Raw genomic sequence first — 17,056 nt, 5'->3', positions numbered from 1 at the left:
ATAAATTTATTTGAAATGTTTAATAAAACAATAAAGAAATATAAGGAAAAACAAAATATGAAATCTATTAAGGAAAATGAGATACATTTAGAGTAAACAGTTTCCTAAAAAGTATATATAGAATAGTTNCATGTGCCAATTTGTCACATATTTAAAAATAAGAAAATAACTATATTATACTTGTTTTAGGAGACATTGGATGTTGAAAAGGATTAGAGATTTACGCGAGGATGATGATTTGACACAAGAATATGTTGCAAAAACAATCTTAAATTGTACAAGATCAGCGTATTCTAAAATGGAATCAGGTACCAGGTTAATCTCTATAGATGACCTTATCAAACTTGCAGATTTTTATAATGTAAGTTTAGATTACCTTGTAGGTCGAGTGGATAATAAAGAAGACCATTACTCCAAAAAGTATTAGGTTAAGAAAGCACATTGACAATTGAATAGTCCAAAATGGTACTTTCCTCATTTGTGGAGCAGTTTTGAATGGCTCGCCATGATAAGAGCGACATTAAAACCATCAATAAAATAGAGCGATACTTTATATGCCATGATACAAATGATATACAATGATACTTCTGACCGTTCAGGCTGCCAACGTAAAAGAGCAGCAAGTGAAATTCTTATGATGACTTCATCAGTCATGCCATGGAGGAGATTGATAAAAGATAAAAGGGAAGTGATTTTTTGAAATCAAATTTAGAAAATTATATAGTCGAGCTAGAGATGCTAAATCTATTATTCTTAAAAAAACTTATTAGCGAAAAAGAATATGAAAAAATAAAGCTGAAACTGCGTAAAATATACACAAATTAGCTGACCTTTTTTATTGGTTGCGGTAAAATAAATGCAGAGAAATAGGAGGTTAAGCCATGTCAAACAACGTTGAAATTATAAAAGCAAATCCTTTAGTAACTAGAAGAAATGATAATAGTGGTTCTTTATCGAGGAGAGTAGCAGCATATTGTCGTGTTAGTTCCGATAGTGATGATCAAAAAAATAGCTATGATTCTCAAGTTCGTCATTATAGAGAGTATATATCACAGCACCAAGATTGGATTTTGGTTGACATTTATGCTGATGAAGGGATTTCAGGAACTCAAGTTGGAAAAAGACAAGATTTTCAAAGATTAATTTCAGATTGCCTTGATGGAAAAATAGACTATATCATTACCAAAGCCATTGCTCGCTTTGCTAGAAATACATTAGATACTCTCAAATATGTTCGTTTGCTCAAAGATAAACAAATTGGTGTATTTTTCGAAGAAGAAAATATTGATACTTTAACTATGGATGGTGAGTTACTATTGACGATATTAAGTTCAGTGGCTCAACAGGAGGTTGAAAATACATCTGCCCATGTTAAAAAGGGTTTAAAAATGAAGATGCAACGTGGAGAACTTATTGGTTTTCAAGGTTGTCTTGGTTATGACTATAATCAAGATACAAAGTCGATATCAATAAATGAAAAAGAAGCCAAGATAGTACGTTATATTTTTGAACGATACATTGATGGCATTGGGGGTAGGGCAATAGCTAGAGAACTTGATGAACTAGGTTATAAAACTCCGAGAGGTCTTGATCACTGGCAAGATACAACAGTTTTAGGAATTATTAAAAACGAGAAGTATAAAGGTGATATTCTAATGGGAAAAACTTTCACTGTTGACCCCATTAGTAAGAGACGTTTAATAAATTTCGGTGAAGAAGATAAATACTACATTAAAAATAATCATGATGCGATAATTAGTCCAGAAATTTTTACACAAGCGCAAGAAATTCGATTACGGAGATCAGGAAACAAAAAAACCATAGCAAATACAAAAGGTAAACGAGAAAGATATTCAAGAATGTACCCTTTTAGCAGTAGATTAGAATGTGGTTTTTGTGGTACTGTTCTGTCTAGAAGAAGTTGGCACTCTAGTTCAGAGTACAAAAAGATTATTTGGCACTGTACAACATCTATAAAGAGAGGTAAAAAGTATTGCACTCATAGTAAAGGAATAGAGGAAAAAGCAATAGAAAATGCTTTTTTACAGAGCTACCAACAGTTGTTTTATGAAAATAATAACCTAACTGAAGACTTTCTTGAAATTATAAAAGAAGAGCTTACTGATGATACCTTAAAAGTGGAGTTGACTAAGATAGTTAGTAAATTAAATTCGTTGTACAAAAAAGAAGAAAAATTAGTTTCAATGAATCTAGATGGAAAAATAAGTGATTCTGTATATGAAGATAAATTCAATCAAATACAAATTGAGAAAGAAAAACTTTTAGAAGAAAAAGTAAACTTAGAAGTAACTTTAAAATCAGAAGTTGATATAAAAAGTAGATTAGAGAATTTTAAAGAAATTTTAACTTCACAAAAAACTTTGACGGAGTTTGACAAGGACATTTTTGAAAGTATCGTTGAAAAAATAATAGTAGGCGGAATAAATTCTGATGGAGAAATTGATCCAGCAATGTTGACTATAATTTTTAAAACGGGAGATTCTTCGACTAAAGATGCAAAATCTTACAAATCTAAAAGAAAGAATGCTAAAATAGATAATGATAAATTGTGTTTTAATTCCGTAACCGATGACGAAAAAAAGTGTACAAATAAAGAAAACAACGCACGTTGAGGCGGTATCACTGCTTGTACGAGCTTAGAAAAAAATGTTGACGAAAAAGCCTTGGTGTCAAGGATTTTTTGGTATCCTCAAAAAGTAATTTTATAATTGACAGTTTGTCAGTAGAGTAGTATAATTTATAAACAGGAGGAATAAAATGCGAGATGTAAAAGATCCGGAAATTCGACGGGCTGAGATTATGGATGCTGCTATGCTCCTCTTTATGGAGAAAGGATATGCGAACACAACAACTCAGGATATAGTCGATAAGGTAAATATATCACGAGGTTTGTTATACTATCACTTTAAGAACAAAGAAGATATTCTGTATTGTCTTGTGGAACGTTATTCAGAGAAATTATTGAGAGATATTCATGTGATTGTCAATGATGACGACAAAACTGCTATTGAAAAAATAAGAGCCTTTATAGATGCCACAATAATCTCTACAGATAACGTTTCAGCGGAAGGAACTGAGTTACAAAAGACGGTTGATCTTGAAGAAAATCGTTATATGTTAGATAAGTTATCTCATAAGCTCATTGAAAAACTGACTATATATTTTGAGAGGATAATAAATCAAGGCATCTCAGAAAAAGTATTTTCTGTAAAATATCCATCAGAAACAGCAGAATTTCTGATGACAGCCTATGTTTTTGTTTCAAATAACATAGGTATAATAACTTCAAAGAAAGAACCTGTCAAAGAATACTTGAATGCATTTAAGATAATGCTGGAACAAAATCTAAATACAAAAGGACTCTTTAGCGATTAAAAAAAGATAGAATGTTTGTAAAGAGAACTACGTACCGATAGCTAAATCAAAACGAGCTATCGGTATTATTTCAATATATGACTGACAAATTGTCAATGGAGACGAAAATATGTTAGAGATAAAGAATTTTAGTAAAAGTTATGGGGATAAGAAGGTTGTGGATAACCTATCTATTTCAGTACAGCCTGGAGATATTTATGGTTTTATTGGAGCAAATGGTGCGGGAAAAACGTCAACGATAAAGGCAGTTGTTGGTATCCATGATTTTGAAGACGGAAGTATAATTATCAACGGTCATTCTATTAAAGAAGAACCTGTTATTTGTAAAAAAATGATGGCGTATATCCCAGATAATCCAGATTTGTATGAACATATGACAGGACTTCAATATATTAATTTTATTGCTGACCTGTTTGAAATTCCTACAAAAACACGCAGGGAGAGAATCCAAAAATACGGTGATTTATTTGATATGACTGAGCATCTTTCGGGGATTATTTCTTCATATTCACATGGTATGAAGCAACGAACAGCCATTATTTCTGCACTTGTACATTCTCCTAAACTGTTGATTTTAGATGAACCTTTTGTTGGGCTAGATCCCAAAGCAACTTTCCTACTAAAGAAAATTATGCATGAGTGTGTTTCAAATGGTGGTGCTATTTTCTTTTCAACCCATGTATTGGATGTTGCGGAAAAATTATGTAATAAGATTGCCATTATCAAAAATGGAAAGTTAATTGCAAGTGGCAATACAGGAGACGTCAAAGGTGATGAATCATTGGAGGCATTTTTCATGGAGGTGCAGGACAATGAGTAACATTTGGATACTGCTTAAAGCGCAATTGATTAATTTCTTTCCTATTAACGAGATTAGAGATTCAGGAAATAAAAAACAAAGTTCAATGGCTATTGCGAGTTTTGGCATAATAACTCTTTCCTTATTTTGCTTTGTTTATAATATACTAACAGCGAAAACATTGGTACACGTCGGACAGCAGGACTTGATACCGGCATATATGGTCTCTGTATCAAGTTTTTCAATATTATTTTTGACTGTCTTTTATTCGAATGGCATTTTATTTGGCAGTCGAGATATGGAAAGTCTCCTATCCTTACCTGTTAAAAGTTCGTATATTATCACCAGCAAGTTCATGTTTATGTACTTATTGAATTTTTTAATAGGCTTGATGTTTATGCTTCCGGGTGGAATTGTATGGGGCTTGAACAGAAGTTTAAACCTCCTACAGATTATATTGTATTTTACTTCTATAATTTTTGCCCCTTTGATCCCCATGTGTATAGCGGCATGCATGGGACTCGTTATTGTTGTCGCTTCATCTTTTTTTAAAAGAAAAAATGTTATCTCTCTTATTTTTTCATTTGCGATGCTAGGTATAATTGGATATTTTGCATTATCAGCTTTGCAATCAGGTGATGAAAGTAGTATTGGGGTTACTCTGGCTAAGCAAATTACTGGACTGTATCCAATTTCTAGACTATTTATGTCATACTACAATTTTCCAATGTACTATGGAATGGGATTTTATATAGTTCTTTCAATAGTCGTCTTTTATCTATTTGTCAAAATTGCTTCGTTGAAGTATGGACTACTTAATACACTTGCCAATACAAAATCAAGATATGCTAATGGCAAAGTATCTTATGAAAGAAAATCGGTATTTTTTGCTTTGTATCAAAAAGAGCTTGGACGATTTTTAAGTTCTTATATGGCAGTCTTGAATGCTGGGCTTGGAGTGATTCTTTTATGTGTCTTTAGTATATGTTTCCTGTTTAATTCTGTAGAGCAAATAGGAAATTCTGCAGGAATTGAAAATATAAATGAGTATCTTTCAAACTTAGCTCCCGTCTTTATTTCATCTATGCTTTCACTCAGTTGTCCAGCAGCTTCATCTATATCTTTAGAAGGTAAAAATATTTGGATTTTGAAAAGTTCTCCGGTTGAAGTGAAAATGATTTTAAATGCTAAGATAGCTGTCAACCTTACACTTCATTTGATTGGATATATGATCTCTGCATCTGTATTTATGCTGAAACTTGATATGAATCCTATTCAAGTTATGAATGTAGTTATTGTTCCTATATGTTACTCCCTTTTTATAACGGTAATCGGAATTTTATTAAATAAAAAATATCCTAACTATGATTGGGACAGTGAGATGATAGTTGTCAAACAAAGTCTTCCTGTTATTGTAACTGGAATTATTGGTATGATTGCGCTTATTACGCCACTTTTGCTTAATTGGCTGTTTAATCTTCCGATTATATTTGTTTTACAGTTAGTATCAGTAGTTTTATTGGTTATTACAATGGGTGTTTATTTAACAATAAGCAAGAAAAATTTTATCTAGTTAAAGGAGAAAAATAAGATGAAAAACAGACTGATAAAAGATATTTTGGTGTTATTAGTAATGCTAGCTATAATAGTTGTTATTTGTAGATTTCTCCCAGAAAAAGTTCCGATTCATTTCAATGCAAAAGGAGAAGCAGATATGTTTGCAAATAAATATTATCTTCTACTAGCTACAGTCATCCCCTATTCTGCATATTGGAAGTTTGTTAGGGAAAGTGAAAATAAAAAGATTAAATGAAACCCCATCTATATTTACAAATTGCATCAAAATTAAGAACGACTATTTTAAGAGGTGATTATGCACCTGAACAACAAATTCCTTCAATAAGGAGATTAGCAGAAAACGAGAAGTGTAATCCGGCAACTGTCCAAAAAGCAATGAAAGTTCTCGAAGAACAGAATTTGGTTACTAGCTGTGGAACATTAGGATATTTTGTCATAGCAAGCGAGCAAGAAATAAAGGAGTTAAGATATCAAGAATCTAACAAGCTAGTGAAAATTTTGTTTGAAAAACTTGGTGAGCTAGGCTTTTCAGAAGATGAGATTGTTAATTTATTTTTAGAAAAGATGCTTAGAAGAAGTTGAATGGAAATTTATTAGGAGTATTTGTGAAAGTATAGAAAAGCCTTGATTTTAAGGCTTTTTTTGTTTTTTGTGATAGAATATAGGTAGTTATAATCGAGAGCAACTAATTAGCAGTAAAAATATTATTCATTAAATAATCAAGCTAGCGTAGACGAACTGGATAGGTTACTAGTGAAAACTGCAAAAAGTGTTGTGAAATGAATCGGAGAGTGCTTGATGGATTTTAGTAGTAAGATAGCCATAAATAAAGGCTGGTCAGATGATAAAAAATATTGTGTGACAGATCAAAATCAGCAAAAATATTTCTTGCGTGTTTCTGATAAGGAGAAGTTAGATTCTAAAAAATTTGAATTTGATATGATGGAGAAAGTAGCTTCTCTTGGAGTTCCTATGTGTAAACCGATTAGCATAGAACTCTGCGATGACGAGGTACACTCTTTACACGAATGGATAGACGGGAAAGATGCAAGAGAAACCATTTTAACTGTTTCGAAAGAACAACAATATACTTATGGAGTAGAAGGAGGAAGAATCCTTCAAAAAATTCATTCACTCCCTGTTACAGAAGTTCGTGAAGATTGGGAATCCTTTTTTAATCAAAAAATTGATGACAAAATCTCCAAATACAAAGAATGTCCCGTTCAATATGAAAATGGTCAGATCTTTATTGATTTTTTAAATGCAAATCGAGAAATGTTAAAAGATAGACCTCAGGTTTTCCAACATGGAGATTATCATATCGGGAATTTCATGATTGGTGAAGATCGTAAAATTTATGTCATTGACTTTGATCGATTTGACCTTGGAGATCCTTGGGAGGAATTCAATCGTATTGTATGGTCTGCTCAAGTTTCACCCTCTTTTGCCTCAGGTATGATAGATGGATATTTTAATGGTAAGGTTCCAGATTTATTTTGGAAACTTCTTGCTATCTATATTGTAAATAACATAGTTGGTGCTCTTCCATGGTCTGTTCCTTACGGAATCGAAGAAATATCAGTAATGCAACATCAAGCTAAGGAAATTTTAGAATGGTATGATGATATGAAGCAAATCATTCCTAGTTGGTATTTGATTGAGAAAAGGCTGAATAATAAAAGGATTTAAATATCAATTTGAAAAAATGTCAAGATTATTTGCTCATATTATAACGAATTCAATTCTTTATTAATACCTATCGAGAAATATCTTGAAAATTGGGATGTTGTTTCGGGTTCAAGTTACATGAAAGAATATATTTTAAATTTAGAAAAAGAATTCTCTTTAATAGAAAATGGATTTAAGGAAGAAGAGAAAAGAGCTCTTGCTGACTATCAATCAAACGATAATGCGTATACCAAAGAATTAGCATTTTTAGCCTTTAAATCCAATGTATATCAAGTTAGAATGTACAGTGTATTTCTCTTTGGCCATTTGTCATCGTATGAAGAAATTTTGATTTTCATGAGGGATGAGGTTTCAAAGGATGACAATTGGAGAGTTCAAGAAATATTAGCAAAAGCATTCGATGAATTTTGTAAGAAAACAGGTTATGAAAAATCTCTTCCGGTTATTGACGACTGGCTACAAAATAATAATCCAAATGTCAGAAGAGCTGTTACAGAAGGTTTGAGAATATGGACGAGTAGACCATATTTCAAGGATAATCCAGATGAAGCTATTAAACGAATTGCAGCATTAAAAGATGATTCCAGTGAATATGTTAGAAAATCAGTTGGTAATTCTTTGAGGGATATTAGCAAAAAATTTCCAGAGTTAATTAAAGAAGAACTTGATTGTTGGGATATTAATAGTAAAGAGATAAAACAAGTTTACAAGTTGGCAACTAAATTTATTAAATGATAGTTATTAACTATAAAGTTGAGAAAATGGTAACTATAAAATATTTTCATTCTATAGTTTAATTTTAAACAACAACTCTATCACTTTCGTTCTTTAATATAGAAGTTTGCTATCATGACATGTTGAGGCGGTAAGTTTGCTAGTCAAGGAGTAAAACGACGAAGATTAGCATTTACTTCCGCCCATGCGATAGCTGTCCGTGATTGACAAGTGCTAGCACGCAGACAGAACGGAGATAGCGAACCGCTGAGTGTGTCGCTCTGCTCGTAAAAGCTTAGAAACCTTTGAACGAAAGGGATAATGAAAGCCTTGATTGCAAGGCTTTTTGCTTTATGGTGGGTAAGTATCAGAGTGAGAAAATTTTTGGAATGAGTAGAAGTGATAGCTAGAAATTATCAGTTTCTATTTCCATTTACCCTGTGGGTACGTGTTTGTTTCCATTGACAAGGAGTTTGTGGGAATAGAAATGTACCCACCTTGTTTGAATCAAGTGAAGTGTAGTTGAAGGAAATCTGTTGAAAGCAATACTTCATTTTACCGGATAAGTAATAATTTAGGCAACTTCAAATCGATTAAAAAAAACTATTTTAAAGGTTAAGAGTAGACAAAAATTGTCCACTCTTTTTTGCAAACTCAATTTATCAATAAATGAAATGAGGGAATGTAAAATGAAATATTTTGAGGTTGAGTTAGAAAATCCTGATGAATTTTTAAAACTACAAACAGAAGATTTTGTGAAAGCTAATCGCTTGCTACTAAGGAAGATAATCCAGAGCGTTACAGTCTATGAAGAAAACTTCGTCATATCCTTTAAATCTGGCATCGAATTGGAAGTATGAGTCTCATTCCATAACTTTTATATTGAACATATCATCTTGTTGTGTTATACTATAAATTGATATAAACAAAGATGTAGGAGGAACCGAAACTATGACAGCCTCAATGCGTTTAAGATAAGCTGGCAATAAAAAAAGCAGAATCTATACCCGATGATAGGCTTTTTTGTTGTGCTTATTTATACGATATTGAGCATTCATTAGTTACGGTGAGGATATTGGTTATTTAACTATACCTTTATTTAACTATGTCTTTAATATGAATGTTTCCAAATTGTATGTATGCAGACCAAAAGCCACATTGTGGGGTTTGGCCTGCATTTTTTATTGCCTAGAATGCTATTCAAAATAGAAATTCAAGCAAAATAATATGCAGGAGATAATATAAATGGAAAAATACAACAATTGGAAACGAAAATTTTATGCAATATGGGCAGGGCAAGCAGTATCATTAATCACTAGTGCCATCCTGCAAATGGCGATTATTTTTTACCTTACAGAAAAAACAGGATCTGCGATGGTCTTGTCTATGGCTTCATTAGTAGGTTTTTTACCCTATGCGATTTTGGGACCTGCCATTGGTGTGCTAGTGGATCGTCATGATAGGAAGAAGATAATGATTGGTGCCGATTTAATTATCGCAGCAGCTGGTGCAGTGCTTGCTATTGTTGCATTCTGTATGGAGCTACCTGTCTGGATGATTATGATAGTATTGTTTATCCGTAGCATTGGAACAGCTTTTCATACCCCAGCACTCAATGCGGTTACACCACTTTTAGTACCAGAAGAACAGCTAACGAAATGCGCAGGCTATAGTCAGTCTTTGCAGTCTATAAGCTATATTGTTAGTCCGGCAGTTGCAGCACTCTTATACTCCGTTTGGGATTTAAATGCTATTATTGCCATCGACGTATTGGGTGCTGTGATTGCATCTATTACGGTAGCAATTGTACGTATACCTAAGCTGGGTAATCAAGTGCAAAGTTTAGAACCAAATTTCATAAGGGAGATGAAAGAAGGAGTTGTGGTTCTGAGACAAAACAAAGGATTGTTTGCCTTATTACTCTTAGGAACACTATATACTTTTGTTTATATGCCAATCAATGCACTATTTCCTTTAATAAGCATGGAACACTTTAATGGAACGCCTGTGCATATTTCTATTACGGAAATTTCCTTTGCATTTGGGATGCTAGCAGGAGGCTTATTATTAGGAAGATTAGGGGGCTTCGAAAAGCATGTATTACTAATAACAAGTTCATTTTTTATAATGGGGACCAGTTTAGCCGTTTCGGGAATACTTCCTCCAAATGGATTTGTAATATTCGTAGTTTGCTGTGCAATAATGGGGCTTTCGGTGCCATTTTATAGCGGTGTGCAAACAGCTCTTTTTCAGGAGAAAATTAAGCCTGAATATTTAGGACGTGTATTTTCTTTGATCGGAAGTATCATGTCACTTGCTATGCCAATTGGGTTAATTCTTTCTGGATTCTTTGCTGATAAAATCGGTGTAAATCATTGGTTTTTACTATCAGGTATTTTAATTATTGGCATTGCTATAGTTTGCCAAATGATAACTGAGGTTAGAAAATTAGATTTAAAATAAACAATATTGGAGGAATATTTATGTATCTTATTTTCATGTAACTCTTCCTGCTAAAATCGCAGGGTTTTCCCTGCATACAAGCAAATGAAAGCATGCGATTATAGACAGGAGGAAATGTTATGGAATTAATATTAAAAGCAAAAGACATTCGTGTGGAATTCAAAGGACGCGATGTTTTAGATATAAATGAATTAGAAGTATATGATTATGACCGTATTGGTTTAGTAGGAGCAAATGGTGCTGGAAAAAGCACTTTACTCAGGGTACTTTTAGGAGAATTAACTCCCCCAGGATGTAAAATGAATCGTCTGGGTGAACTTGCCTATATTCCCCAGTTGGACGAAGTAACTCTGCAGGAGGAAAAAGATTTTGCACTTGTAGGCAAGCTAGGTGTTGAGCAATTAAATATACAGACTATGAGCGGTGGTGAAGAAACAAGGCTTAAAATAGCACAGGCCTTATCGGCACAGGTTCATGGTATTTTAGCGGATGAACCTACGAGCCATTTAGACCGTGAAGGAATTGATTTTCTAATAGGACAGCTAAAATATTTTACAGGTGCACTGTTAGTTATTAGCCATGACCGCTATTTTCTTGATGAAATAGTAGATAAAATATGGGAACTGAAAGATGGCAAAATCACTGAGTATTGGGGAAACTATTCTGATTATCTTCGTCAGAAAGAGGAAGAACGTAAGAGCCAAGCTGCAGAATACGAACAATTTATTGCGGAACGTGCCCGATTGGAAAGGGCTGCGGAGGAAAAGCGAAAACAGGCTCGTAAAATAGAACAGAAGGCAAAAGGTTCTTCAAAGAAAAAAAGTACTGAAGACGGAGGGCGTTTAGCTCATCAAAAATCAATAGGAAGTAAGGAAAAAAAGATGTATAATGCTGCTAAAACCCTAGAGCACAGGATTGCGGCCTTAGGAAAAGTAGAAGCTCCGGAAGGCATTCGCAGAATTCGTTTCAGGCAAAGTAAAGCATTGGAGCTCCATAATCCATACCCTATAGTCGGTGCAGAAATTAATAAAGTATTTGGGGATAAGGCTCTGTTTGAAAATGCATCTTTTCAAATTCCGTTAGGAGCAAAAGTGGCGTTAACTGGTGGTAATGGAATCGGAAAAACAACTTTAATCCAAATGATCTTAAACCATGAAGAAGGAATTTCTATTTCGCCTAAGGCAAAAATAGGTTACTTTGCACAGAATGGTTACAAGTACAACAGTAATCAGAATGTTATGGAGTTTATGCAGAAGGATTGTGACTACAATATATCAGAAATTCGTTCAGTGCTAGCATCTATGGGGTTCAAACAGAACGATATTGGAAAAAGTTTATCTGTTTTAAGCGGTGGAGAAATTATAAAATTGTTGCTTGCTAAAATGCTCATGGGTAGATATAACATCCTAATAATGGATGAACCCAGTAACTTCCTTGACATACCAAGTTTAGAGGCTTTGGAAATACTAATGAAGGAGTACACCGGAACTATCGTGTTTATCACCCACGATAAACGATTACTCGAAAATGTAGCAGATGTAGTTTATGAAATTAGAGATAAGAAAATAAATCTGAAACATTAAATTTAAGGTAGTCGCTGGTCAGTATAGTCTGTTCTGGTTGGCGACTCCATTGTTAAAGAGTATAAAGACTTTAGATTTTATGAATATTAAAAATAGGAACAGTCAATTGAACTGCTCCTATTTTTCTGCTAAATATATTGTAGTTTTCTTATATGTATAATGATAGATTAGCGGATTCTCATCTACGGTACTTACTTCAAATATGAAGAAGTGATCGCGGTTATCTCTGGACTTTTCCTTATTGAGGACAAAGTAATTCTTACGTGAAGTCGCCATTGTTTTTAGGATATCATCAGTTAGGAAGGTCAATGGAATATTCATGTTAGAGTAGCGGTAGAAGTCACGTTCAAAATCTTGGTAGCTCTCGCTATAATAGTCCATTTGTAGGTGATTACGCTGAAACTCAAGCTGATTCATAGAGCACCTCCTCGACAAGTTCAATACTAATAATGTCTTTTAATTTCAAATTGATGTGACCTGTTGTAGTTTTTATCAAAATGAAATCTTTGGTCAGACTTGGTATTGTTCCAGTGTAGGAAACACGCTTGTTTTTTTCAATCACTTGAATGCGTGTGCGTAGCTGCCCGGCGTATACTTGACTGAGGAGTAATAATTTCTTCTCTAGTGATAAGTCAGACATGTACGTTACTTTGTTTGTATCATCAGAGAGTGCTGATGCATGTTCAGATAGGAAAAAGCCCATCCATTTTTGCATCTTTGTATCCTGGTACTCTCTTGCTGATTGAAATGGTAAATATGAACGGTCAATCATATCAAATCCTTTCTATGCAGAGGCAAGGGTATTTTTATCAAATTGAATCGTAAAACCTTGAATTCCCCCACCTGTGTAACATTCTTTAAAGCGATTGATTACCTCAGTATAGATTATCACAGATGAGCTTGTTGGCTTAATGCTAAATGTAAATTCCAATGGTAATCGGTTTTCAGATTTAGCATGTACTAGTCGTATCGATATTTCAGTTGTTTTGAGTTTTCTCTGACGAAGTTTTGAAGTTGCTGTTTCAACGATTCCATGTAAAAATCTTTCAAGCATTTCAATATCATTACATCCTTTGCTACGGATTTCTGAAAATTGTACTGTATTTTTTTCTTGTTTCATTTTAATCCCTCCAATCCACCCGCGGAATGACCACCGATAAGTTTACTGCGTTCAATATTTCTGGAACCTTCAGTTAGGACGGTTCCTTTTTGTATGGCTAAAAAACCAAACTGTTCTCTGACAACATCAATAGCTGTCTGAAGTCTATTATCTTTTTCAATTTGTTCTACATCATCAAAGAGTGATAGTAGAGTATAGCTTTCATCTACGAAGCCACTATAAGATACACCAATTTGTCTCACTGCACCAGAGGTGTATTTTTTCGGAATAATACAAGTACATGACTCACCATTGTTTTGGGGAGATTTGCGGGTTCAATTTTATTCTGAGCATTTATAGATTTTTTCATCTCAGTCCTAGAATAGCCAATATGAATAGAAACGACAGTAGTCAATACTAGGGCTACTGTTCCGTTCCACAGTATCATTTAAAAATCATTTTCACACCCTTTCGTCTATTAGTATAGAAGAAAGCTCTCAGCACATGTCGAGGCAGTAGCGTTGTTGCGAAGAGTAAAAGGATGAAAATCTTTTATTTCAAGCTTTTGTCTTTGTAGATAAAGGCAATTTTGACATCAAAAAAGTCCTAAAATGGTACATAGAAGTAAGTGTATTTGTGGCTATCGCCCGCATATCAGAAAAATGAATACAATAATAAATATTTATATCTCAACCGAGAACTATTCTATATGGTTCTCGATTTTTTTGCGTTTAAGGAGAAATTTTGTAGAAAAAATACAGTCGTCACGTCATATCGTGATTTCTTATCTAGTCCGACAAATGGACCTGGATATTGTTGAAGCAACAACTGTGATGGCTGATTTGGAAAAGAGTGGCTTGGTTCAAATCCAACCAAGTGGTGAATTGGAGAAAAAGAGTGTGTAGGTATCTCATGAAATGGATTACAGTAAATCAATATCAAAAGTCTGAGCGCTTATACAAGCTCATAAAGATTCTTTTGGAAGATAAACAGCATAAGGACATGAAGCTGAAAGTCAAGGTGGCTTATGCACTTCTTAAAACTCGTCTAGAGCTTTTGGGGGAGGACAGTCCCTATTTTACCAACTGTCTTCAGGATTTCTTTGGAAATACGGTTAGTCCAGCTAGTCCCGCTCAGCTCTTTCTAACCTACTGGGAGGGTAATTCAGGAGACAAGTTACTAGGATGCAAGACCAGAGAGACAGAGTAGTATTACCAGATTGAAAAGGTTTTTTGTCAGCCAAATGGAGTCACAGCCCAAAGTGATTCTAAGGCTTTTGAAAGTGTTCGAAGGGATGGTAACTCGATTTCAGGAGGTAGCGATGGTATTGTTATGCTATGGCCAGTGTACCTGGGGAGTAGCAGCTCGCATCAAGCAGTTAGGATTAAAACTCAAGGACAGAAATGGGGAAAAGATTCCCATTACAACATCACGGGAATTGCTCAAGACTAGGTGGCAACCGCTGCAATTCTGGGTGGTGAAACAGGCTCTATTCCAAGAGCTGAAGTTATTATCTCATTTGTCGGTGGCAGTCATGGGACCTTTGATCCTTATTGTCATGTGTCTTTTGTCAAGGAGGTCTATCCAGATAATTCATTTCTGGTATGTAGATGAAGACGGTTTTCTCAGGTAGACAATAGTACTATGAATTTTGCTTATGCGACGAAATAGAGAGTCTTTAATTGAAATTTTCTAATATTTTGCTGACTTATAGTTTTTGTAAGTCACTTTTTTATTATCAAAAAACTTGCATTTTCTCATTTGAAATGATAAAATACGGATAAAATGATAAAAAGGAAAAACAATGAATGTTAAAAAGATAATTNCTATTTTTCAATCGTTTTATATTAATGTAAGTGTTGAAAAAATAGCTTTAACTTTACCAATTAGTTTTGAAAAAAGATTTCAATATGCTCAAATGAAGTTTCATAAGGAGTCATTTTTATTGATTAAAGAAAAGAGAAGAGGAAGTTTAGACTCATTTGTTACTCAAGCTCGTATTATGGGCGAAAAAGCTAGCATGGACGTTGTTTTGGTATTTTCAAAGCTATCAGACATTGAAAAAAAACAACTCCTTCAAGCTAGAGTTCCTTTTGTAGATTTCAAGGGAAATCTCTTTTTTCCTCCATTGGGATTAGTATTGAATGCTAATGATGATGTTGCAACATCTAAAGAATTAACACCTAGCGAACAATTAACTTGGATTGCCTTTTTATTGACAAAAGGTCAAAAAGTAGTAGATGTTGATATGCTTTCACAGGTAACTGGACTTCCAAACTCAACGATTTATAGATGTTTGAGGACTTTTAAAACTTTAGATTGGTTAAATAAGCCAAATAAACTTTACACCTATACTGCATCAAAGAAAGAATTATTCTTAAAATCAGAGTCCTATTTATTTAATCCAATCAAAAAACGGCTCTTATTGCCCAATGTAGATTTAGAGAATATAAAATCTGCTTCTAGGCTTCTATACGGTGGTACTTATGCTTTATCTTATTTGACTTTTTTAGCTGAATCGGATGAAAATAGTAGCTATGTCATATCGCATAGACAATTCAATAAATTATCCTTGCCATTATCTCAGCATGTTTTAGAAGGCAAGGTATTAGAGATATGGCGATATAGTCCTTTTGTATCTGAATTTTGGAACGATTTTAAAGAAAATCAAGATAGACAGTTTGTAGATCCTATTTCTCTTTATTTGACCTTAAAAGATGATGATGATCCACGTGTGGAGGAAGAGATTGAAGTACTAAAAAGTAATATATTACAGTATCTAGGAGAAGATGATGCCAGCTAATACGAAAGCTATTTTTCAAGAAATGTTTGCGAATTTTCAAGACTATTATGTTTTGATTGGAGGGACTGCAACCTCTATTGTATTGGACTCGCAAGGATTTAAAAGTCGGACAACAAAAGATTATGATATGGTAATCATTGATGAATTAAAAAATAAGGAATTTTATGATACCTTGAATCACTTTTTAGAATTGGGAGAATATCAAGGAAGTCAGAAGGATGAAAAAGCACAGCTATTTCGATTTACAACAAATAAACCTGAGTTTCCTTCTATGATTGAACTATTTAGTATTTTACCAGAATACCCATTAAAGAAGGAGGGGAGAGAAACACCCTTACATTTTGATGAAGATGCTAGTTTGTCGGCCTTATTATTGGATAAGGATTATTATAATATATTGGTGCATGAAAAAGAATCCATTCAGGGATACTCGGTGTTGAGTAATCGTGGTTTAATTATTTTCAAGGCTAAAGCTTGGTTGGATATGAGAGAACGCTCTGCCACAGGTACTCAAGGTTTAAGTAAAGCCATTAAAAAACATTTGAACGATATTACTCGATTAACAGCTTTATTACTAGGGAGTGAAAAACTGTCAAATATAACCTCAAGTGACACGGTGAAAGCAGAAATGCACCGTTTTGTGATAGAACTTGAGTCTGTGATATCAACTATTCCTCAAAATGATGATATTTTATTGGATCGGAATGAAGTTTTTGAAATTTTAAAAGATTTTCTAGATAGTTAAAATTAATTGTAATCACATAGATTTATTGAAATGGGGTATAAATGAAAAGAACAATAGTAAAAGATAACTTACCGAAAAAGATTTTTGGAATTCATAGAAAACATCGTAACTATGAATTTGAAGAGATTGTTTTTTGATTAACAGTACATTTTCATTAAATATATTTTTTGATTATTAACTTTCAGAG

The 17,056-nt window shown here is 33.6% G+C and carries 19 protein-coding genes and 3 pseudogenes; 18 read left to right on the top strand and 4 right to left on the bottom strand.

Annotated features, from left to right (window positions below):
* From D8836_RS10525 to msr(D), 13 genes and pseudogenes are all read left to right on the top strand, one after another.
* Nucleotides 1–96 (top strand): annotated as a pseudogene (locus D8836_RS10525) (relaxase); the annotation flags it as partial.
* A 103-nt stretch (nt 97–199) separates the two neighbouring features.
* Nucleotides 200–427, top strand: a complete 228-nt coding sequence (locus D8836_RS10520) for a helix-turn-helix domain-containing protein (RefSeq protein WP_000919632.1) — start codon at nt 200–202, stop codon at nt 425–427.
* A 454-nt stretch (nt 428–881) separates the two neighbouring features.
* Entirely contained in the window at nt 882–2,633 is a 1,752-nt protein-coding gene (locus tag D8836_RS10515; RefSeq protein ID WP_125393945.1) for a recombinase family protein, read from the top strand.
* A 145-nt stretch (nt 2,634–2,778) separates the two neighbouring features.
* Complete coding sequence (locus D8836_RS10510) at nt 2,779–3,396, top strand: TetR/AcrR family transcriptional regulator (protein WP_125393944.1); 618 nt, start codon at nt 2,779–2,781, stop codon at nt 3,394–3,396.
* A gap of 109 nt (nt 3,397–3,505) precedes the next feature.
* Nucleotides 3,506–4,216: an ABC transporter ATP-binding protein gene (locus D8836_RS10505; protein WP_125393943.1), complete on the top strand. Its 711-nt coding sequence runs from the start codon at nt 3,506–3,508 to the stop codon at nt 4,214–4,216.
* Nucleotides 4,209–5,768: a putative ABC transporter permease subunit gene (locus tag D8836_RS10500; protein WP_125393942.1), complete on the top strand. Its 1,560-nt coding sequence runs from the start codon at nt 4,209–4,211 to the stop codon at nt 5,766–5,768. The genes D8836_RS10505 and D8836_RS10500 overlap by 8 nt, the downstream gene beginning before the upstream one ends.
* Nucleotides 5,769–5,786: 18 nt before the next feature.
* Complete coding sequence (locus D8836_RS10495; protein ID WP_060628303.1) at nt 5,787–6,008, top strand: DUF1648 domain-containing protein; 222 nt, start codon at nt 5,787–5,789, stop codon at nt 6,006–6,008.
* Nucleotides 6,005–6,355, top strand: coding sequence for a GntR family transcriptional regulator (locus D8836_RS10490; protein ID WP_125393941.1), 351 nt, complete (start codon nt 6,005–6,007; stop codon nt 6,353–6,355). The genes D8836_RS10495 and D8836_RS10490 overlap by 4 nt, the downstream gene beginning before the upstream one ends.
* A gap of 216 nt (nt 6,356–6,571) precedes the next feature.
* A complete protein-coding gene (locus tag D8836_RS10485) occupies nt 6,572–7,462 on the top strand; it encodes an aminoglycoside phosphotransferase family protein (RefSeq protein ID WP_125393940.1) in 891 nt (296 codons plus the stop codon).
* Between the two features lie 117 nt (nt 7,463–7,579).
* Entirely contained in the window at nt 7,580–8,197 is a 618-nt protein-coding gene (locus D8836_RS10480; RefSeq protein ID WP_125393939.1) for a DNA alkylation repair protein, read from the top strand.
* 668 nt (nt 8,198–8,865) lie between these two features.
* Nucleotides 8,866–9,036, top strand: a complete 171-nt coding sequence (locus tag D8836_RS10475) for a hypothetical protein (RefSeq protein WP_000873143.1) — start codon at nt 8,866–8,868, stop codon at nt 9,034–9,036.
* Nucleotides 9,037–9,421: 385 nt separating this feature from the next.
* Nucleotides 9,422–10,639: a macrolide efflux MFS transporter Mef(A) gene (gene mef(A) / locus D8836_RS10470; RefSeq protein WP_000417519.1), complete on the top strand. Its 1,218-nt coding sequence runs from the start codon at nt 9,422–9,424 to the stop codon at nt 10,637–10,639.
* A gap of 119 nt (nt 10,640–10,758) precedes the next feature.
* Nucleotides 10,759–12,222, top strand: coding sequence for an ABC-F type ribosomal protection protein Msr(D) (msr(D), locus tag D8836_RS10465; protein ID WP_000420313.1), 1,464 nt, complete (start codon nt 10,759–10,761; stop codon nt 12,220–12,222).
* A 117-nt stretch (nt 12,223–12,339) separates the two neighbouring features.
* On the opposite strand, the gene D8836_RS10460 is transcribed toward msr(D), so the two are convergent.
* From D8836_RS10460 to D8836_RS10445, 4 genes are read right to left on the bottom strand one after another with little or no spacing between them, the layout of a single operon-like run.
* On the bottom strand, nt 12,340–12,639 hold the full coding sequence (locus D8836_RS10460) for a DUF5960 family protein (RefSeq protein ID WP_001072467.1): 300 nt from the start codon (nt 12,637–12,639) through the stop codon (nt 12,340–12,342).
* A complete protein-coding gene (locus D8836_RS10455) occupies nt 12,626–12,994 on the bottom strand; it encodes a hypothetical protein (protein ID WP_000567222.1) in 369 nt (122 codons plus the stop codon). Before D8836_RS10455 ends, D8836_RS10460 begins: the two co-directional genes overlap by 14 nt.
* A gap of 12 nt (nt 12,995–13,006) precedes the next feature.
* Complete coding sequence (locus tag D8836_RS10450) at nt 13,007–13,342, bottom strand: DinB/UmuC family translesion DNA polymerase (RefSeq protein WP_000806926.1); 336 nt, start codon at nt 13,340–13,342, stop codon at nt 13,007–13,009.
* Nucleotides 13,339–13,584, bottom strand: coding sequence for a hypothetical protein (locus D8836_RS10445; protein ID WP_001813542.1), 246 nt, complete (start codon nt 13,582–13,584; stop codon nt 13,339–13,341). Before D8836_RS10445 ends, D8836_RS10450 begins: the two co-directional genes overlap by 4 nt.
* A 462-nt stretch (nt 13,585–14,046) precedes the next feature.
* On the opposite strand from D8836_RS10445, the gene D8836_RS10430 reads away from it, so the two are divergent.
* The 5 genes and pseudogenes from D8836_RS10430 (at nt 14,047) to D8836_RS11280 (ending at nt 16,869) form a co-directional block, all read left to right on the top strand.
* Entirely contained in the window at nt 14,047–14,226 is a 180-nt protein-coding gene (locus D8836_RS10430; protein WP_142999082.1) for a hypothetical protein, read from the top strand.
* Between the two features lie 151 nt (nt 14,227–14,377).
* Nucleotides 14,378–14,926 (top strand): annotated as a pseudogene (locus D8836_RS11505) (CHAP domain-containing protein); the annotation flags it as partial.
* 199 nt (nt 14,927–15,125) lie between these two features.
* Nucleotides 15,126–16,124 (top strand): hypothetical protein, encoded by a 999-nt coding sequence (locus D8836_RS10420; protein ID WP_125393937.1) that lies wholly within the window; start codon nt 15,126–15,128, stop codon nt 16,122–16,124.
* Nucleotides 16,114–16,578, top strand: a pseudogene (locus D8836_RS11285) (hypothetical protein); the annotation flags it as partial. The gene D8836_RS10420 and the pseudogene D8836_RS11285, both read left to right, overlap by 11 nt.
* Before the next feature lie 30 nt (nt 16,579–16,608).
* Entirely contained in the window at nt 16,609–16,869 is a 261-nt protein-coding gene (locus D8836_RS11280; RefSeq protein WP_221763031.1) for a hypothetical protein, read from the top strand.
* Nucleotides 16,870–17,056 lie beyond the last annotated feature (187 nt).

Origin of the sequence: Streptococcus mitis, assembly GCF_003942995.1 — a bacterium.
GTDB lineage: Bacteria > Bacillota > Bacilli > Lactobacillales > Streptococcaceae > Streptococcus > Streptococcus mitis_CV.
The sequence above is the reverse complement of the archived record's forward strand: the minus strand, read 5'-3'. Positions and strand labels throughout refer to the sequence as shown.